Source organism: Sorangium sp. So ce834, from assembly GCF_051521425.1.
Classification (GTDB): domain Bacteria; phylum Myxococcota_A; class Polyangia; order Polyangiales; family Polyangiaceae; genus Sorangium; species Sorangium cellulosum_D.
Genome location: NZ_CP150351.1, coordinates 3,727,454 through 3,746,264 on the forward strand (window position 1 = coordinate 3,727,454; position 18,811 = coordinate 3,746,264).

General features: G+C 71.8%; 11 protein-coding genes. 5 read left to right on the forward strand and 6 right to left on the reverse strand.

The annotated features are described in order from the left end of the window. Positions 1-328: 328 nt before the first annotated feature. Positions 329-4,270 carry a protein kinase domain-containing protein gene (locus tag WMF20_RS13685; RefSeq protein WP_437613867.1) on the reverse strand — a complete coding sequence of 1,314 codons (3,942 nt, stop codon included), beginning with the start codon at positions 4,268-4,270 and terminating at the stop codon, positions 329-331. Between the two features lie 250 nt (positions 4,271-4,520). Between WMF20_RS13685 and WMF20_RS13690 the strand changes: the two genes are divergently transcribed. After that, a complete protein-coding gene (locus WMF20_RS13690; protein WP_437613869.1) occupies positions 4,521-4,955 on the forward strand; it encodes a hypothetical protein in 435 nt (144 codons plus the stop codon). 19 nt (positions 4,956-4,974) lie between these two features. Here WMF20_RS13690 and WMF20_RS13695 read toward each other — a convergent pair whose 3' ends face one another. Together WMF20_RS13695 and WMF20_RS13700 are read right to left on the reverse strand one after the other, a co-directional pair. Then, positions 4,975-5,415 carry a hypothetical protein gene (locus WMF20_RS13695; RefSeq protein ID WP_237245308.1) on the reverse strand — a complete coding sequence of 147 codons (441 nt, stop codon included), beginning with the start codon at positions 5,413-5,415 and terminating at the stop codon, positions 4,975-4,977. 317 nt (positions 5,416-5,732) lie between these two features. Next, the gene (locus WMF20_RS13700) at positions 5,733-7,298 is read right to left on the reverse strand and encodes an AbgT family transporter (protein ID WP_437613871.1); all 1,566 of its coding nucleotides are present in this window, start codon (positions 7,296-7,298) and stop codon (positions 5,733-5,735) included. A gap of 213 nt (positions 7,299-7,511) precedes the next feature. Here WMF20_RS13700 and WMF20_RS13705 point away from each other — a divergent pair, with 213 nt between their 5' ends. The 4 genes from WMF20_RS13705 (at position 7,512) to WMF20_RS13720 (ending at position 14,960) form a co-directional block, all read left to right on the forward strand. Then, the gene (locus WMF20_RS13705; RefSeq protein WP_437613873.1) at positions 7,512-12,521 is read left to right on the forward strand and encodes an AAA family ATPase; all 5,010 of its coding nucleotides are present in this window, start codon (positions 7,512-7,514) and stop codon (positions 12,519-12,521) included. 113 nt (positions 12,522-12,634) lie between these two features. Beyond that, positions 12,635-13,303: a methyltransferase gene (locus WMF20_RS13710; protein ID WP_437613875.1), complete on the forward strand. Its 669-nt coding sequence runs from the start codon at positions 12,635-12,637 to the stop codon at positions 13,301-13,303. 17 nt (positions 13,304-13,320) lie between these two features. Then, positions 13,321-14,136 carry a class I SAM-dependent methyltransferase gene (locus WMF20_RS13715; protein ID WP_207217855.1) on the forward strand — a complete coding sequence of 272 codons (816 nt, stop codon included), beginning with the start codon at positions 13,321-13,323 and terminating at the stop codon, positions 14,134-14,136. Between the two features lie 65 nt (positions 14,137-14,201). Next, positions 14,202-14,960, forward strand: coding sequence for an SAM-dependent methyltransferase (locus WMF20_RS13720; protein ID WP_437613877.1), 759 nt, complete (start codon positions 14,202-14,204; stop codon positions 14,958-14,960). Positions 14,961-15,047: 87 nt separating this feature from the next. Here WMF20_RS13720 and sfnG read toward each other — a convergent pair whose 3' ends face one another. From sfnG to WMF20_RS13735, 3 genes are all read right to left on the reverse strand, one after another. Continuing rightward, positions 15,048-16,184 (reverse strand): dimethylsulfone monooxygenase SfnG, encoded by a 1,137-nt coding sequence (sfnG, locus tag WMF20_RS13725; RefSeq protein WP_129574779.1) that lies wholly within the window; start codon positions 16,182-16,184, stop codon positions 15,048-15,050. Positions 16,185-16,216: 32 nt separating this feature from the next. Continuing rightward, complete coding sequence (locus tag WMF20_RS13730; protein ID WP_129574780.1) at positions 16,217-17,398, reverse strand: acyl-CoA dehydrogenase family protein; 1,182 nt, start codon at positions 17,396-17,398, stop codon at positions 16,217-16,219. A gap of 159 nt (positions 17,399-17,557) precedes the next feature. Then, positions 17,558-18,766, reverse strand: coding sequence for an acyl-CoA dehydrogenase family protein (locus WMF20_RS13735; protein WP_437613880.1), 1,209 nt, complete (start codon positions 18,764-18,766; stop codon positions 17,558-17,560). Between the last annotated feature and the right edge of the window lie 45 nt (positions 18,767-18,811).

Here is an 18,811-nt window from a genome sequence, read left to right on the forward strand (position 1 = left end):
CTGCGGGCTCGCCGGTGCGTCGCGGATCGAGCGGCTGGCAACCATGGTTTGCTGGATCGCTTGATGTGTTTTGCTGGGCTGAAAACTTCGATCTCGTGGGGGAGAGTTCAACGCAAAGACGCGAAGGCGCAAAGGCGCAAAAAGGAAAGATAAAAGGCGTGAGAAGACGGCGCTCTCTCTCCTTTGTGCCTCTCTGTGGTTCCCTCTCTCCTCCAACCACGAACGAGCCCGGGCGACGCTCCTGCCACCCACGTCGAGCCCTCGCCAGGAGCGAGGCGAGCCCCCGCCGCCGGCGGCGGCAGGACGGCGGCCCCGCCGGCCGCGGCGCCTACCCGAGCGGCGCGCCGTCTTGCTCGTCCAGCCACGCGCGGGCGAGCGCGAGCGTGCGGGCGTTCTCGGGGACGTTCTCCAGGAAGCTCGCCCGCCACGCGGCGTTCGCGATCTTCGACGCGCGCTCCAGCAGCCGGTCGCGGGCGATCGCGATCGCGCGGCGGGCCTCCCCGTGCGCGCCGCACGCGGCGAGCGCCTCCGCGCGCACCAGGTAGATCTGCGACTCGCCCTCCTCGAGGTGGCCCTGCGAGGCGATGATCGGGGCGGCGAGCTCTGCGGCCCGGTCCGCCGCCTCGAGCGCCTCGGCGGCGCGCCCCGCGGCGAGCAGCACCCCCGCGAGCGTGCCCAGGGCGCACGGCATGAGCGGCGGACACTCGGCGAGGAGCTCGCAGCCGCGGCGCGCCTCCGCCTCGGCGCGGGCGAGATCTCCCGCCAGGCGGGATGCCTCCGCAAGGTAAACGTAGGTGCCGCCCTCCATGCGCCGGTCGCCTGAGGCCACGAACGACCGCAGCGAGTCGTCCAGCAGACCACGCGCCTCGTCGAGATCGCCGAGGTGGAGCAGCGTGCGGCCGAGGTTCTCCTTCACGAACGCCGCCATGTACGGCATGCCGAGCCGCTCCGTGTCGGCCAGCGAGGCGCGGAGCAGGCGCACGGCTTCGGCGTACGCGCCGATCTCGTTGCAGAAATGGCCGGCGTTGCCGCGCGCGACGCAACTGTTGCGCACATCGCCCGCCGCCTCGTAGCAGCGCACCGACGCTTCCCCGAGCTCGCGGGCGGAGCCGAGATCCCCGGACAGGATCGCGCGGTGCGTCTGCAGCCGCAGGACCGTCGCGCTCACGGTCGGGTCGTGCCGGAAACGGTCGAAGGTCGCGTCGAGCCGGCGGCACAGCGCCTCCGTCTCCTCGCTCTGGCCGATCATGTAGTGCAGGGCCAGCGCCGCCTGCGCCATGGAGACGAGCTGGGGCCCGGTCACCGCCTCCTCCGACCACCGCGCGCACAGCTGCCTGGCGAGCGCGATGACGGCCGCCCCACGCCCCGCCAGCTGGAAGGTCCAGAGCGCCACCCCCACCGCGCGGCTCCACCACGCGCCCCCCTCGGGCAGCGCCCGCATCGCGGCCGTCGCGTGCTGCTCGGCCGCCGCGCTGTCGCCCCGGAAGCGGCACGCCTCCGCCCGGATCGTCTCGATCTCGCCGCGCGCCTCGCCGGCCGCGCCGCACGCGACCGCGCGCTCGGCGCGCTCGATCGCCGCCGCGTAGTCGTTCCCCCCGAGCGCCTGCTCGGCCGCCCGCCGGTAGCACCCGACCGCGCGCTCCAGCTCGCCGCCGCGCTCGAAATGCGTGGCCAGCACCATCGCGTCGGTCTCGCCGGCCTGCTCGAGCCACGCGCCCGCGAGGCGGTGGCCGAGCCGCCGGTCCTCCTCGGTCAGCATCTCGTAGGCCGCCTCGCGCACGAGCGCGTGCCGGAAGGCGTACTCCACCTCGCCCTGGAGCGTCGACTCGTGCAGCCGGGAGATGAGCTCGCTGCGCGCGAGCTCCGCCAGGCAGTCGTCGACGAGCGCCTCGTCCGCCTCGGGGCCGAGCAGCGCGCGCGCCGCGCCGCGCCAGAACGCGCCCCCGAACACGCTGCCGGCGCGCAGCACCCGCCGCGCGTCCGGCGCGAGCCCCTCCAGGCGCGACTGCATCATCGCGAGCACCGTCTCCGGGACGCCGCCGCCGTGGCCCTCCGCCGCGGCGCGCACGAGCTCCTCCAGGAAGAACGCGTTCCCCCCGGAGCGATCGACGATCCGCGCGACGGTCTCGGCGTCGAGCCCCCCGAGGGCCTCGGTCACGAGCTTCTCGCACGTCCTCCGCGGCAGCGCCGTGAGCCGCAGATCCGTCAGCGCCCGCTTGTTCCACAGGGCCGGGAAGGCCTCGCGCACCTCGGGGCGCGCGAGCGCCAGGACCATCAGCCGCTCGCCCTCGAGGAGGCGGAGCGCCGCGTCGACGTACTCGACCGTGGGCCGGTCGCCCCAGTGCAGGTCCTCCAGCACGAGCAGGAGCGGCCGCGCGCGGCACTCGGCGCGCACGAGCTCCACCCACGCCGCCTGCATCTGGTCGCCCATGAGCTTGGCGTCCTGCCGCGCCGCCCGGAGCAACACGCTGTCGTCCGCCGGAAAGGGCGTGCCCGCCATCTCGCCCAGGAACTCCGCGACCTGCCGCCGCAGCGGCTCGGCGACGGTCGCCGCGACGCGCGCGGCGAGCTTCTGCCGCCGCGCGTCGAGCGGCTCGCCGTCGAGCAGCCGCGCGGCGCGCCGCACGACCTGGCCGAGCATGCCGAACGGCGCGCCCTCGCGCATCGGGTCGCCGCGCGCGATCCACGGCTCGAACGGCTCCCCGCGGCCGGCGAGGCGCCGCACCAGCTCGTGGCGCAGGCGCGACTTGCCCACCCCGGCCTCGGCCGTGACCAGCACCGCGCGGGCCTCGGACTCGGCCACGCACTCGTCGAACGTCGCCTGGAGGAGGAGCAGCTCGCGCTCCCGCCCGGCGCACCGCGTCGGCTTGCCGAGCAGCTTGCGCGCCTCGTCCGCGGGCTCGAGCTCACCGACGAGCGCGAGCCCCGTGCCCTCGACGGACACCTCGAAGCGGTCGCCGAGGAGATCCGCGGTCATCCGGTCGAGGAACACGGGGGCCGCGCCGGCCGAGCTCGCCGCGAGCAGCGCGCTCGCGCGGTCGATGACCTGCCCCATCGGCTGCGTCTTCTCGAGCTCGTCCCAGCCGGTCGTGAGCGCCACGCGCGCGTGCGGCAGGAGGTCGCGGAGGGCGAGGGCGCAGCGCGCGGCGCTCACGGCGAGATCCGTCGGCGAGCCCGAGCCGGCGAGGACGGTCGCGAGGGAGCCGTCCCGGAGCAGCTCGAGCTGCGCGCCGTGCCGGGCGGCGACCTGCCGGAGCGCCTGCGACGTGTTGAAGAGCGTGCTGAGCAGCGGGGAGTCGCTGAGCGAGGCGGTGAGCTCGAGGGAGTCGGCGCGCGCGGGGACCTGGCCGCCGCCGGGCGCCTCGGACGCGAGGATGACGCTGACGAGGCGCCGCTCGCGGCGCGTCAGGCCGGCGACCGAGGCGGGCGCGGTCGAGGACGACTCGGCGACGCGCTCGGCGAGCGCGCGCAGCTCGTCGACGGCGGCCCGCGCGGCGGGGCGATCGCCCGGCCGCTTGGCGAGCAGCCGCGTCGCGAACGCGTCGAGCTCCCGCGGCAGCCCGGCCACGAGCGCGCTCGGGCGCGGGGCGTCCTCGAAGACCACCCTGGCCAGCAGGGCGAGCGGGTGCGGCGCGGCGAAGGGCGGCCGACCGGTCAGGCAGGCGAACAGGACGCACCCGAGCGAGTAGATGTCCGCGCGGGCGTCGACCTCGCAATCGCCGATGATCTGCTCGGGCGCCATGAACGACGGCGTGCCCACCGTCGCCCCGGTGCGCGTCAGCGACGACGTCGCGTCCTCGAGGCGCGCGAGGCCGAAGTCGACGATCGTCGCCCGCTCGATCTCTCCGCCCGGGAGGAAGATGTTCTGGGGCTTGATGTCGCGGTGGACGATGCCCTGCGCGTGCGCGAACGCGAGCCCGTCGGCCACCCGGACCAGGAGCCTGAGCGCGGCGGTCGCCTCCAGCCGGCCCCGGGCGAGCCTCGCCCCGAGATCTTCCCCCTCGAGCCACTCCATCACCAGGTAGAGCTCGCCGTCCGGCGTCGTCCCGTGGGCGACGTACCGGACGATGCTCGGGTGCGACAGGGCGGCGAGCGCGCGCGCCTCGCGGGCGAACCGGCTGCGCTTCTCCTCGGTCGGCTCCCGAAGCACCTTGATCGCCACCGGCGCGCCGCTCTCGACGTCGCGCGCGCGGTAGACGGTCCCGAGGCCGCCCTTGCCGGCCTGCCGCTCGATCGTGTAGCGCGCCCCCAAGCGCTCCCCCGGTGTCATGCGCGATCGAGTATCTCATGAAAAGCGGGCGCGTCCGCCAGCGGCGTTCGGCGCCGGCGGCCGTGAGGTCGATCCTCGCCGGGGCCGCGGCGAGGCCTGACCGGTGGCCATCAGCGCTCCTGATTTCAGTGGAATCGCGTCGCACCGTCGTCGCGCGCGCCTCGCGAGGGGGTCGTGCGGCTCAGGTCCGGTGGCCGGGCGGGCGCTGTGCTACAACGTGAGCAAGGCCTGCCGTGAAGGAGCGTGCGCCATGGGGAATGCGTGTGTTCAAGCCCTCGCCGATGCGTTGGATCTCGGCTCGCTGCTGCAGGAGGTCCGGGATCGACATGGAGAGTTCGACCTCCTGGCGCACTGGACGCAGGGCGAGTTCCACCACGACGTGGTCATTCGGATTCATCGCTTCGCGCCGCTGCCCGGTCCGGTGCTCGTCGTGAGCACCAACTGCAACGGCGGGGTCAAGGAGGTGCTCTGCTTCGGCGAGGTGCCGGACCGCTATGCCCTCTGGCACCATCGCTGCCCCGGGGTGCCGGAGTTCTCCGGCGCGCTGCCGCCCATCGCCGCGCAGGCCCGGACGCCGCATTACTTCGACCCGTGCGAGCTGCTCGCGGCCGACGCGCGCAGCGAGCTGCGCGCCGAGTTCCGCGAGCGTGACGTGGGGGGCGGCTGGCGCCCGCGGTGCGGATAGCTGGCGGGGAGGCGGCCGCTCAGCGGCGCTCTGCGTCAGCGTCCGGCGCGGCCTGCCCCGCGGCGCGGGCCGTGCGGAAGGCCGCGTCGAGCCGCCGCGCCTCGCGCGCCGCCTCGCCGGCGGTCAACCCGCGGGCCCCCGCGGCCGCGGCGATCGCCTTCCGGAACCGCGCCCCGGCGCGGCGGTACTCGAGCGTGACGAGCGTCAAGCAGAGCGCGACGAGCAGGACGTCGCGCGCGTTCGGCGCGGGAAGCGACCAGGCGAGCCACCCGGTGGCGACGGCGAGCAGCACGCCGCACAGCTCCCAGGATTCGGAGCGCTCAGCGCCCTGGGCCTGCGCTGCGGCGGCCAGCGCGCGCGCGACCGAGGCTGGCGGCTCGGCATCCTTGTCAGCGGGCGCACACCCCGTTGCGTTAGGAACGACCGACCCGCCGCCGGTCAGGAGGGGCGTCGAGGACACCACGACAGCGTTCGTTGCCGCACCGCGATGCATTGAGCTCATACAAACACCCTCCTCGTTTTGCCGTCCGGCCCTGCATACCGTCCGTGCTTGCACGCCGCGCGCCGTCGGCTAAATACGCGAGCCCACGTGGTTCTGACGGCTGAGGCCGCATCGCGTGCGCATCTGTCGCGCGGGGCACGCAATCGATGCGCGTTCGTCGAAATCTCGGCCGCGCCGAGGCGCACCGAAGGCGCAGAGGTGGGTGCGCGCGGCTGCGCCCTCTCCGCCGCGCGTGCGCGGCGGAGAGGGCGGCGCGGCCCGGGGGGCGCAGGCGCTCAGGGGTAGACGTAGGGGGCGTCGAGCCCGAGGGGGAGCCCGAGCTGCCAGTAGGCGAGGAGGAACAGGCTCCACGCGACGAGGAACGTCACGGAGTACGGCAGCATCAGCGCCATGAGCGTGCCAATCCCGGTGCCCTTCACGTATTTCTGGCAGTAGACCACCACCAAGGGGAAATACACCATGAGCGGCGTGATGATGTTCGTGGTCGAGTCGCCGACGCGGTAAGCCGCCTGGGTGAGCTCCGGCGAGATGCCGAGCGACATGAGCATGGGCACGAAGATCGGCGCGAGCAGCGCCCACTTCGCCGACGCGGAGCCGATGAAGAGGTTCACCGTCGCGGTGAGGGCGATGATGCCCACGATGGTCACGGTGCTCGGGAGCGCCATGGCCTGCAGCGCCGCGGCGCCCTTGAGCGCCACGAGCGCGCCGAGGTTCGACTTGTTGAACAGGTAGATGAACTGCGCGGCGAAGAAGGCCATGACGAGGTAATAGGCCATCGTGCCCATCGTCTTGCTCATCCCGCCGATCACGTCGCGGTGGCTCGTGAACGTGCCGGCCGTGTAGCCGTAGACGATCCCGGGGATCAAGAAGAACAGGAAGATGAGCGGCACGATCGCGTTCATGAGCGGCGCCGTGCTGATCGTCAGTTGACCGCCCGGCGCGCGCAGGGGCGACGACGCGGGCGCGCTCGCCGCGACGAGCAGGCCGATGCAGATCGCCATCGCCGCGAGCCCCGCCCAGAGCGCGCGCGCCTCGCGCGGCGTGAGGTCCGCCGCGCGAGGCTCCTGCTCCGGCGCGGCGTCGACGGGCGTGCGGGCGATGCGCGGCTCGATCACGCGGTCGGTGATGAACCAGCCGAGCCCGACGACCAGCAGGCATGAGGCGCTGCAGAAGAACCAGTTGCAGAGCGGGTTGACGGCGCGCTTCGGATCGAGGATCCCGGCGCCGGCCTGGGTCAGCCCTTGCAGCAGCGGGTCGAGGCTGGAAGGGATGAAGTTGGCGCTGAAGCCCCCGGAGACGCCCGCGAACGCGGCGGAGATGCCGGCGAGCGGGTGCCGGCCCGCGGTGTGGAAGATGACCGCGCCGAGCGGGATGACGAGCACGTAGCCCGCGTCGGCCGCCGTGTGGCTGACGATGGCCACGACGATCAGCATCGGCGTGAGCAACGCCCTCGGCGTCACCGCGAGGAGCTTCTTGAGGCCGGCGTTGATGAACCCCGAGTGCTCGGCGATCCCGACGCCGAGCAAGGCCACGAGCACCACGCCGAGCGGATGGAAGCCCGTGAAGGTCGGGACCATGCTCGCGAGGAACTCGGTGACAGCCTTGCCCGAGAGCTGGCTCTGGATCACGAGCGGCTGCTTCGTCCTCGGGTCGATCTCGCTGAACTGGAGCGGCGCGAGCGCCGCCGACAGGACCACGACCACGGCGGCGAGCACGACGAAGAGCAGAGCCGGGTCGGGGAGCTTGTTGCCCGCCCGCTCGAGCGCGTCGAGGGCGCGGCTCGCCCGTCCCGCCCTGATTTCGGGCGGGACCGGGGCGAGCTCGGGTTGCTGGTTGGACATGCCGCGCATGGTAAGGCGATTCACGCGGCGCGTCGCCAGTTTCGTAGTGGACGGTCCGAGACCGTCGCAGTCAAACGCGATCGAGCGCGCGCGGGGAGCGACGCGGCCCGACTCCACACCTCATTCCGTCGCCTCTTCACACAGCGCTGTTCAACAGGGCAGGTGGAACTCAAGCGTTCGGCTGCTGTACGATGGCCCAGAGGGGCTCATTACATGCTGATTCTTCAGGACTACACTGCCACGGAAAAGATCTACGAGGGCATCACGTCCGTTCTTTATCGTGGTCACCGCAACGCGGATCGGCTGCCTGTCGCGGTGAAGCTCCTCAAGAGCGAGTACCCGGATCCGCGAGAGCTCGCCAAGATACGGCACGAGCACGCGCTCATGCGGGACCTCCGCGTCCCGGGCATCCCCGTGGTGCTCGAGGTGGGGAAGCACGGGAACGGCCTCGCGCTGATCATGGAGGACAGCGGCGGGCGGTCGCTGAGCGACATGATGCGGTCGCAGCGGCTCAGCCTCGCGTCGGCGCTGCGGATCGCGGCGTCGGTCGCCGACATCATCGACTCGGTCCACCAGCGCCACGTCATTCACAAGGACATCAAGCCGCACAACATCCTCGTCGACCCCGAGACGATGCAGGTCAAGCTGATCGACTTCGGCATCGCCACGCGGCTGTCGCGCGAGAGCCAGGCCGCGCTGGCGCCGGAGGCGCTGGAGGGGACGCTCGCGTACATGTCGCCCGAGCAGACCGGGCGGATGAACCGCGTGGTCGATCACCGCAGCGATCTCTACTCGCTCGGCGTCACCCTGTACGAGATGCTCACCGGCGTGCTCCCGTTCCAGGCGAACGACGCGCTGGAGCTCGTGCACCACCATATCGCGAGGAGGCCGGCGCCGCCGGCGGAGGTGAGCCCGCAGCTGCCGCAGATCGTCTCCGAAATCGTGATGAAGCTCCTCGCCAAGACCGCCGAGGCGCGTTACCAGAGCGGCGCCGGGCTCAAGGCCGATCTCGAGGAGTGCCTGCGCCAGCTGGAGGCGACCGGCGAGATACAGCCGTTCGCGCTCGGGCGCTACGACCGCGTCGGCGAGCTCCGGATCGTCCAGAAGCTCTACGGTCGCGAAGAGCAGACGGCGACGCTCCTCGCGGCGTTCGACCGCGCGAGCCGGGGCGCGGTCGAGCTCCTCCTGGTCTCGGGCGAGGCGGGCGTCGGCAAATCCGCGCTGGTGCAGGAGGTTCACAAGGCGATCGCGCACCGCCGCGCGTACTTCATCGAAGGCGCGTTCGAGCAGATCGGCCGCAGCACGCCGTATGCCTCCGTGGCGAGCGCGCTCCGGAGCCTCGTCCGGAGCCTCCTGGCCGAGCGCACGAGCGCCCTCGAGCTCTGGAAGGCGAGGCTGCTCGAGGCGCTCGGCCCGAACGGCCAGGTGCTCCTCGACCTCGTCCCCGAGCTCGCGCTCGTCATCGGCCCCCAGCCGGCCGTGGCCGAGCTCGGACCTACCGAGTCCCAGAACCGGTTCAACCTCGTGTTCCAGAACTTCCTGCGCGTCTTCGCGACGCGGGAGCACCCGGTCGTGCTCGCGCTCGAGGACCTCCAGTGGGCGGACGCGGCCTCGCTCACGCTGATCCACACGCTCATGACCGGGCCGGGCACCGCGCATCTCCTGGTCATCGGCACGACCCGGGAGGGCGAGATCGCCGCGGCCCACCCGCTGCGCCTGCTGGTCGACGCGCTGCGGAGCGCGAGCGTCGCCGTCCACGCGATCGCCGTCGAGCCGCTCCCGCGGTCCGCCGTCGCTCAGCTCGTCGCCGAGGCGCTGGACTGCGCGGCGGAGCAGGCGGCGCCGCTCTCGGAGGTCGTCTTCGACAAGACCCGCGGCAACCCGTTCTTCGTGAGCCAGTTCCTGCGGTCGCTCCGCCAGGACGATCTCCTGCGCTTCGACGCGCGCTCCCGCGCCTGGACATGGGATCTCGCCACGATCCAGGCGATGCAGATGACGGACAACGTGGTGGCGCTGATGGCGGGCAAGCTCCAGAAGCTCGCGCCGGACACCCAGCGCGCCCTGATGCTCGCGGCGTGCCTGGGCCACGAGTTCGAGCTGGAGGTGCTCTCGGCGATCTGCGATCGATCGCGCCGAGACACGGCCGGCGATCTCTGGGAGGCCTTACGGGACGGGCTCATCCAGCCCACGGGCACCGAGTACCGCTTCGTCCACGACTCTTCGCGCGGCGACGCGGCGGACGACGTGCCCTCGACCAGGTTCAACGTGTCCTACCGGTTCTTGCACGATCGCGTCCAGCGGGCCGCCTACTCGCTGCTCGACGACGAGCGCCGGAGGGCGGCGCACCTCCGGATCGGCAGGCTGCTCCTCTCGCAGGCCGGCGCGAGCCCGCGCGACGACGCCCTGTTCGCCGTCGTCCACCAGATGAACCTCGCCGCCGACCTGATCTCCGATCCGGGCGAGCGCGCGGAGCTCGCCAGGCTGAACCTCGCCGCGGGGAGGAGGGCGAAGGCGGCGAACGCCCACCAGGCGGCCGCCGGCTACCTCGCGGTCGGGGCGTCGCTGCTCGGCGAGGAGGCGTGGGCCCGCGACGGCGAGCTGATGTTCGCGCTCTCCGTGACGCGCGCCGAGTGCGAGTACATGTGCGGTCACTTCGATCGCGCCGAGTCGCTCTTCGATCTCCTGCTGTCCCGCGCGAGCTCCACCCTGGAGCGAGCGCAGGTCCACAACCTGCGGATCGTCCTCTACCTCACCCTGTTCAAGGTCGCGGACTGCATCAGCGTCGGGCGCGCGGGCCTCGCGCTGTTCGGGATCGAGCTGCCTCGCTCCGAGGACCAGGTCCAGGCGGCGCTCGACGCGGAGCTCGCGGAGGTGCCCGTCAACCTCGGGGGCCGGCGGATCGAGGACCTGGCCTCCGCCCCGGCGCTCCGTGACCGAGAGACGCTGGTCGTCCTGAAGCTCCTGACGAACCTCTCCTCGCCGGCGTACCTCACCGACGCGAGGCTCGCGGCGCTCGTCACGGCGAAGCAGGTCAACCTCTCGCTCCGGCGCGGGCACTCGGAGGTGTCCGCGTTCGGCTTCGTGCTGTACGGCCTCTACATGGCGGTGCTGCGCGACCGGTACGACGAGGCGCGGCGGTTCGGGCGGCTCGGCATCGAGCTCAACCGGAGGTTCGACAACGTCGAGCTGGCCTGCAAGATCCACTTCACGTTCGGCGTCTACGCGCATTTCTTCTCCCCGCTCCGCGAGACGGTCGAGCACCTCCGGAGCGCGCTCGAGGCAGGGATGGTGTCCGCGGACTTCGCCTACCTCTCGTACACGTGCAACGCGATCGTCATGGCCCGGCTCGGGCTCGGCGACGAGCTCGCGTCGGTCAGGAAGGAGATCGACCGCTTCCTGGGCCTCATGGCGCGGACCAAGAACGCCCTGTCGACGGCCTTCCTCTCCGTCGCGCGGCAGATGGTCGCCTGCCTCGAGGGGCGCACCGACGGCGGCGCCTCGCTCGGCGACGACGAGTTCGACGAGGCCGCGCTCGCGGCGACGCTCGGCGCGCCGAGCGCCATGTTCACGGCCTTCTGGTATCACGTGGTCAAGCTACAGCTCCTGTTCCTGGACGAGGAGTACGCCGCCGCGCTCTCGGAGGCGCTCGCGGCCGAGCGGGCCCTCGCGAGCAGCATGGGGTATTTCTCCACGACCGAGCTGTCGTTCTACATCTGCTTGACGCTGCTCGCCCTGGGCGAGGCCGCGCCGGAGGGGCCGGCGCGGAGCGCGGCGATGCTCGAGGAGCATCACGCGAGGCTCGCGCGCTGGGCGGAGAGCTGCCCGGAGAACTACCGGCACAAGCACCTCCTGGTCGTCGCCGAGCGCTCCCGCGCGTCCGGCGACGAGCTCGGATCGATGGCGCGCTATGAAGAGGCGATCGAGGCCGCGCAAGAGAGCGGGTTCGTCAGGGACGAGGCGCTCGCGAGCGAGCTTTGCGCGAAGCTCCACCTCGCGAAGGGCAGGCGCAAGACGGCGCGGTTCTACCTGGCGAGCGCGTGCTACGGGTATATCCGCTGGGGGGCCACGGCCAAGGCGCAGGCCCTCGTGGACAGGTATCCAGCGCTCGCCCTCCAGCCCGCGGCCGGCTCGGACCGCGCGGGCTCGCCGGTGTCCTTCACCGTGTCGAGCTCCTCGACCGCGAGCACCGGGCGCAAAGGGGTGCTCGACGTGACCGCGATGATCCGCGCCGCGCAGGTGATCGCCGGCGAGGTCGAGCTCGACAACGTGCTCGAGCAGCTGATGCGGATCGCCGTGGAGAACGCGGGGGCGCAGCGGGGCGCGCTCGTCCTCGATCGCGGCGAGCGGCTCGTGGTCGAGGCGCTCGCGACCGTCGATCCCGACGCGATCCGCACGGGCATGACGACGCCCGTCGAGGACAGCGCCGACATCGCCGTCTCGGTCGTGCAGTACGTCGCCCGGACCCGGGAGCCGGTCGTCCTGGGCGACGCGACCGAGGACGCGCGCTTCGCGGCCGATCCGTACATCGTCGCGAGCCGCCCGCGGTCGGTCCTCTGCATGTCGATGGTCCACCGGGGCCGGCTCACGGGCGTGCTTTACCTGGAGAACAACGCCGTCAGCAACGCCTTCACGGCGGCGCGGATAGAGCTCCTCGGGCTGCTCCTGTCGCAGGCGGCCATCGCCGTGGAGAACGCGTTGCTCTACGCGCACTTGCAGCACCGCACCGAGGAGCTGCGCGTGGCCGGCGAGCGGCTGGAGCTCGAGCTCGCCGAGCGCGCGCGCTCCGAGCAGACCCGGGCGTCGCTCCAGGAGGAGATCATCCGGGTCCAGAACGACAGGCTGGCCGAGCTGTCCACGCCGCTCATCCCCATCACCGATCGCATCATGGTGATGCCGCTCATCGGGACGATGGACGCGGCGCGCGCCCAGCAGGTGCTGCACACGGCGCTGCAAGGGGTCGACGCGAACAGCACGCAGGTCGTGATCCTCGACATCACCGGCGTGAAATCGATCGACACGAGCGTCGCCGCCTCGCTCATCCGCACGGCGAACGCCCTCCGGCTGCTCGGCGCGCAGGCGGTGATCACGGGCGTCCGCGGCGACGTCGCGCAGACGCTGGTCGCGCTGGACATCGATTTCGGGGCGATCGTGACGAAGGGGACCCTGCAGAGCGGGATCGCTTACGCGCTGGAGCAGAGCAGGAGGGCTCGCCGTCTGTCCTGAGCAACCGACCAGGACGCGACGCCGCACCTCGCGACCCACAATCGCCCTCGCGCACGCACGAAGTCGCGCATCCTCTCTTGTTGCGGCGCATCTCGTACTTATATGGATGAGGCATGTTGTCGAGCGAGCACACTCGACGCGACGCCGAGCTCCGCGCGCTTCGCCGCCGGCAGCCGTACGCGATCGACGTCGACGGACTTCGGATCTGGGTCGCAGAAGACGTCTTTCCTCCCGATCTGGGCTACTCGCCACGTCGGCTCGCGGCCGTCCTCGGGCGGTACACGCCTCGTCGCGCCCTCGATATGGGCTGCGGCTCTGGGTACCTCGCCCTGGTGCTGAGCAAGAACGGAGCCAGAGAGGTCTGGGCGGTGGACAACCATCCGCCGGCGATCGCGTGCACGATGGCGAACGTGGCGAGGAACCCGCCGCTCCGGGTTCGCGCGGTGGAGAGCGATCTGTTCGCGTCGATCGCGGCTTCCACGACGTTCGATCTCATCGTGTTCAATCAGCCCTTCTATCCCAGCACGACCCCGGGAGGCGTCTTCGGCATGAAGCGCGACGGCGGCCGCGCCATCATCGAGCGGTTCCTGATCCAGGCGAGGTGCTTCGTGGGGCGCGATTCCGTCATTCTCATGCCCTTCTCGCAGATGGCGGGAGCAGAGAACGATCCGGGCGCGATCGCGGCGCGGCTCGGGTACACGTCCCGGATCGTGCGCCGCGACGACGACGGGCCTCACGCGCACGTCATCCACGAGATCCGAGCGCGGGGCGGCGCGTCGTGACGCCGACAAGAGAGGCCATGATCGGGTTCGACGTCAGCCGTTATCCTCTTTGCGGTGCGCCGGAGGCGATGCCCGCGCGCCTCCGCCGGCCGCATCGGCTGACCCACCAGGCCTGGGCCCTCGCGTCGCACCGGTTCGTCCGCAACGACATCCCGCCCATCCTCGACCGGCTGGAGGGGTGCACGAGGATCCTGGATATCGGCGGGGGGACCGGGGTGGTCGTGCGGCGCATCGCGGAGGCGCTCGGCGGGTGCACGACCGTCGAGCCCGACGCGGCGAGCGCCTCCGCGATCGGGGAGGGGCGAGCGGGCGACAGGATCCGCGTGCTGCGCGGCAAGGCCGAGCGCCTGCCGATCGAGGACGACACGTTCGATGCGGTCGTATCGACCTGGGTGCTCCACTACGTCGATGACGTCGTGAGGGCCGTGGAGGAGATGATCCGGGTGTGCGACGAGCGCGGGTCGAGGATCTTGATCGTGCAGGGGGCCCCTGACAACGAGATGATCGGCCTGCTGAACAGGAACTGCTGCGCCGTGGCCGGCGACGCGGCCGATCATCAGGGATACCTGCTCGCGACGGCCGCGGAGGTGCTCTTCGACCGCGGCTTCAGGAGCATCGAGATGACGAGGGTGAACGTCGAGCTCCGCTGCGAGGAGGCCGATCTCGAGGAGAGGATAGCGAGCGCCGCGGAGGTCCTCCAGCGGTTCTGGTACGACCGGCACCCGGCGGCGGAGCTCATGAAGAGGCGGCTCGCAGGCGAGCTGCGGGCCCATTTCGCGAGGAAGCCGAGCACGATCGGCGACGATGGCGTCCTTTTGGTCGCGCGCCGATGAGGCGCCTTACCGGGGCCGGCCGGCGCGCGACGCGGAGATGACAGATGATGAGCGGTTCAGCAGCCATGCGCCGGTTCGCTCACGCGAACGCGGCGCGCATGATCGATTACTGGCTCGGCGGCATTCACTACCTGCCGGTCGACGTCGAGGCGGCGAAGGAATACGAGGCCGCGTACGGCGATTTCCGCGGCATCTTCCGCGTCCTGCGCGCGTACATCGGGCGCGCCGCGAGGGCGATCCGCGCGGAGGGGGTCGATCAATTCCTCGTCTTCGGCGCCGGGCTGCCGACCTCCGGGAACGTCCACGAGGCCGTGCCGGACGCGCGGGTGCTCTACACCGACGTGGATCGCATCAACATCGCGATGGGGCAGCGGATCCTCGCCGGCCTGCCGAACGCCGCGTATGCCTACTGCGATGCTTCGGACCTGACCACGCTCGATCGGGCGTCGGTCGAGCGCGCGCTCGGGCCGATCCGGCGGCTCGGGATCGTGTTCGTCGGGGTCGCCGCCTTCATCGCCGACGAGGAGCTGGCGGCGACGTTCGCGTCGCTCTACGACCTGGCGCCGGCCGGCAGCTTGATGGCGCTCGATTTCGACAGCGAGATGTGCCTCCGGTACCCGCGGATCGTCGAGCTGCTCGAGGCGCCGGGGCTCCGGTTTCACATGCGCGCCCCGGAGGCCATCCGCCGGCTGCTCGGCCCGTGGCGGCTGACGAGCGATGGAATCACCCCCGTCGCCGCCTGGCGCAACCACGGTGAGGACGCCGACTATCCGCCGTTCATGTACGGGTGCATGGTGCGCCGTCCGGGCGACGAGGAGGGCTGATCGCGGGCCGACCGCCCGCGGGGCGCCCGCGCCGCCCGGACCGAGCTCGCCTGAAGGCGCCGGCGCCCGCGCGGGCGCCGGCCGCCGTCAGGCCGCCTTGCGCGCCTCGTCGGCCTCGAGCTCGCGGACGATCGGCAGGACCTTCTTCCCGAACTGCTCCACGTCTTCGAGGTAATGCAGGAACCCGCCCAGCACCAGATCGACCCCGGCCGCCTGATACGCCACGATCCGCCGCGCGATCTGCTCGGGGGTGCCGATGAGGCCCGTGCGGAAGCCGTCGTTGTACTGCACGAGATCCTCGAAATTGGAGTTGGCCCACATGCCCTCGCGCTCGGGCGACGCGCGGCCGGCTTGCCGCACGGCGTCGCCGAAGCCGTTCACCGCCTCGACGTCCGCGTGCGCGATGATGTCGCGCAGGACCTGCCGCGCCTCCTCCTCCGTGTCGCGGGCGATGATGAAGGCGTTCAGGCCGAACTTCACGCGGCGCCCCGCCCGCGCCGCGTGCTCCTGGATCTCGGTCACCTGCGCGCGGACGCCCTCGATGGAGTTGCCGTTCATGAAGTACCAGTCGGACACGCGGGCGGCCATCTGCCGCGCTGCCTTCGAGTTCCCGCCCTGGAAGATCTCGGGGTGCGGCTTCTGCACCGGCTTCGGCTTCAGCGTGAAGTCGTTGATCCGGTAGAAGTCGCCCCGCAGCGAGAAGTTGTCCTCGGTCCAGATGCCCCGGAGCGCCCGGATGAACTCCTCCGAGCGCCGGTATCGCTCGTCGTGCTCGAGCCACGGCTCGCCGAGGGCGGTGAACTCCCCCTTGAACCAGCCGCTCACGACGTTGACGGCGAACCGCCCGCCCGACAGGTCGTCGGCGGTCGCGCCGAGCTTCGCGAGCACCCCGGGGTGCCAAAGCCCCGGGTGGACCGCCGCGATCACCTTGAGCCGCTCGGTCGCGAGCAAGAGCGCCAGGCTGAACGACGTCGACTCGTGCTGATACTCGGCGCCGTAGCTCGCCATGTACCGGACCTGGCTGAGCGCGTACTCGAAGCCGCTGTTCTCGGCGAGCCGGGCGAGCTTGCGGTTGTAGTCGATGCCCCAGTGCGTCCGTTGCTCGATCTTGCTCACAACGAGGCCGCCGCTGACGTTCGGCACCCAGTACGCGAACTTCACAGGGCCGCGCGAAGGCGCCGTCGAGGCCAGCGCGGTCAGCGGGATATTTCCGTGATCACTCATGATTTCATTCCTCCAGGCGTGCCCGCGGGGGCTCACTCTCCGCCGGCCTCGAAGAGCTCGAGCGGCAAGCCGACGAGGGATTTGCCGATCCACTCGCGCGCGATGTTGTTGGACGGCCCCATGCCGATCGCGGCGCGCGCGTCGCGGAAGGCGCGCTCGAGCGGCCCGCGGCGGTAGCCGTAGCCGCCGCTCACGTCGAGCGCGAGGCGCGCCACCTTGTTGGCCACCTCGGCGGCGTGGACCTTGAACTCCGTGAGCGGCATGAGCAGCTCGCCCTGCGGCTTGCCCGCCGCCTGGAGCTCGTCGAGCTGCTCGGCGAGCGCCGCCTGCCAGGGGCGGAGGCTCTCGACGAGGACCTTGGCCTCCCCGAGCTGCTGGCGGAGGACCTGGTAATCGGCGAGCCGGCGATTGAAGTCGCGGTGCACCGTGCCGAGCGCGTACTGGGTCACGGTCGCGAGCGCGCCGCGGGCGACGCCGTGCCACGCGGCGCCGAGCCCGATGAGGTACACCGGCGAGACGCCGTGATAGATGATGTCCTTGCCCTGGCCCTCCGCGCCGAGCCGATCCCGGCGCGGCACGGGCACGTTCGTGTAGCGGAGCGGCCCGCTGTGGTTGCCGTGCACCCCGAGGGCGTCCCAGCGGCCCGCCTCGATGCCGGGCCGCTTCCCGTCGACGATGAAGAAGGTGATGTCGGTCGGCCCCTTCGCGCCCGGCGTGCGCGTCTGGAGGACGTAATAGTCGGCCTTCCCGGCGCTGGTCGTGAACGACTTCTCGGCGGAGATCAGGTAATCGGTCCCGTCGCGCGCCGCCTCGCTGAAGTTGAACCACCAGTGGCCGCCCGACGCCTTCTCGCTCGTCGAGTAGGTGCCGACGAGCCCTTGCCGGGCGGGCTTGAGCCACCGCTCCTTCTGGTCGTCGTTGCCGTAGAGCGCGATCGTCTGCGCCGCGCCGATGTGCATGACGTAGACGAGGGCGGTCGACGCGCAGGCGCGCCCGATCTCCTCGGCCGCGATGGCGAACGCCGTATGGCCCAGCCCGAGGCCGCCGAGCTCCTCGGGCAGGAGCACCCCATTCCACCCCTCGCGCGCGAGCGCGTCGAGGTTCTCGCGCGGGAAGATCCCCTCGCGATCGATCCGCTCCGCGTTCGGCGCGATCACGGCGGCGACGATCGCCCCCACGCGCTCGCGGATCGCTGCATCATCTCGTCTCGCCATCTCTCTCTCTCCTCATGGCGGCGCACGCGCGCCGATCGCTCTTGCCAAGATCCGGTCCGGCGAGCGCCGGCCCCGGCCGCGCCCCGCGGCGCGCGCGCCGCGCACCGACGTCGCCATCCCGGGAGGGCTCGCTGCCCGGACCGGTCGTGTCGCGCTCCCTTACGAGTAGAAGCTCGGCTCCGGGATCGCGCCGTTCAGCGCATAGGCGCCGAGCTCGCGCGACTTGTAATCGACCGGGTCGTGCAGCGTGTGGGTGCGCAGGTTCCGCCAGAACCGGTCCATCCCGGCGCTGGCGGCCGTCGCGCTCGCCCCCATCACCTCGAACATGCCGTTCGTGATATCGAGCCCCGAGCGCGAGGTCGCCACCTTCGCCGCGGCGACGGCGATCGCGCACCCGCCGCGCTGCTCGGGGCTCAACCGATCCCCTTGCTCCCACGCCGCCTGGAACGCCGCCCCGGCGCGATCGGCGAGCAGCCGCGCCCCCTCGAGGGCGAGCCACAGGTCGCCGTACCGGAGGAGGACGTACGGGTCCTCGGTCGCGGGCGTCCCCTTGGCGGCGATCCACGGGCGCCGCCGCGTGCTCGTGTACCGCCGCGCCTCCTCGAAGGCCCCTTCGGCGAGGCCGAGGTACACGTTCACGAGCACGAGCTGGGCGAGGCAGGGGCGCAGCGAGGCGAACGGCGAGCCGAGCGGCCCCGGCGTCGTGAGGAGCTCGTCCGCCCGCACCTCGACGTCGTCGAGCTCGACGGTGCCGCTGTCGGTCTGCCGCTGTCCCATGTTGTCCCAGTCGTCGAGCACCCGGATCCCCGGCCGACGGGTGGGGATGGCGGCGACGACGAGCTTGGATGTCGCGTCGTCGAGCGCCGACACGATGAGCATGTCCGAGTCGCTCGCCCCGGAGCAGAAGCTCTTCGCGCCGCGCACGGCGAGGCCGTCGCCGCGGCGCACGAGGCGCGCGCGCGTGTCGAGCGGGTTCAGCGCGTTTCCCCAGAACCAGCGCTCCGAGACGGTCGCGGCCTGGAGCCGGCTCGCCTGGTCCGCGCTCCCGAACAGCCGCAGCGTCGCGAGCATCAGGTGATGAAAGCCGAACACATGAGCGACCGCGCTGTCGGCGCGGGCGATGCGCCGGACCGCCTCGAGCACGACGCTCCAGGGCGCTCCCCAGCCGCCCAGGGACGCAGGCACCGAGAGCGACAAGAGCCCGCTCCGCCGCAGCCGATCGCGCTCCTCCTTGGGCGTCCCGCCGCGCTTGTCCCGCTCGACGGCCGTCGCGGCGAAGGCGCGCGCGAGATCGTCGGCGACCTCGAGCGCGCCGCCCGGCGCCGGAGGCGCCTGTCCATTGCTTGCGTGAGCCACTTCGCCCTGCATGCCTCGGCCTCAGTGGACATGCGATGTCGCGACGTCGCGCGCCAT

Coding starts and splice junctions, on each gene's coding strand:
- WMF20_RS13685 (WP_437613867.1), bottom strand. CDS start 4,270: ATGACACCGGGGGAGCGCTTGGGGGCGCGCTACACGATCGAGCGGCAG.
- WMF20_RS13705 (WP_437613873.1), top strand. CDS start 7,512: ATGCTGATTCTTCAGGACTACACTGCCACGGAAAAGATCTACGAGGGC.
- WMF20_RS13700 (WP_437613871.1), bottom strand. CDS start 7,298: ATGTCCAACCAGCAACCCGAGCTCGCCCCGGTCCCGCCCGAAATCAGG.
- WMF20_RS13710 (WP_437613875.1), top strand. CDS start 12,635: ATGTTGTCGAGCGAGCACACTCGACGCGACGCCGAGCTCCGCGCGCTT.
- WMF20_RS13690 (WP_437613869.1), top strand. CDS start 4,521: ATGGGGAATGCGTGTGTTCAAGCCCTCGCCGATGCGTTGGATCTCGGC.
- WMF20_RS13730 (WP_129574780.1), bottom strand. CDS start 17,398: ATGGCGAGACGAGATGATGCAGCGATCCGCGAGCGCGTGGGGGCGATC.
- WMF20_RS13735 (WP_437613880.1), bottom strand. CDS start 18,766: ATGCAGGGCGAAGTGGCTCACGCAAGCAATGGACAGGCGCCTCCGGCG.
- WMF20_RS13715 (WP_207217855.1), top strand. CDS start 13,321: ATGATCGGGTTCGACGTCAGCCGTTATCCTCTTTGCGGTGCGCCGGAG.
- WMF20_RS13720 (WP_437613877.1), top strand. CDS start 14,202: ATGCGCCGGTTCGCTCACGCGAACGCGGCGCGCATGATCGATTACTGG.
- sfnG (WP_129574779.1), bottom strand. CDS start 16,184: ATGAGTGATCACGGAAATATCCCGCTGACCGCGCTGGCCTCGACGGCG.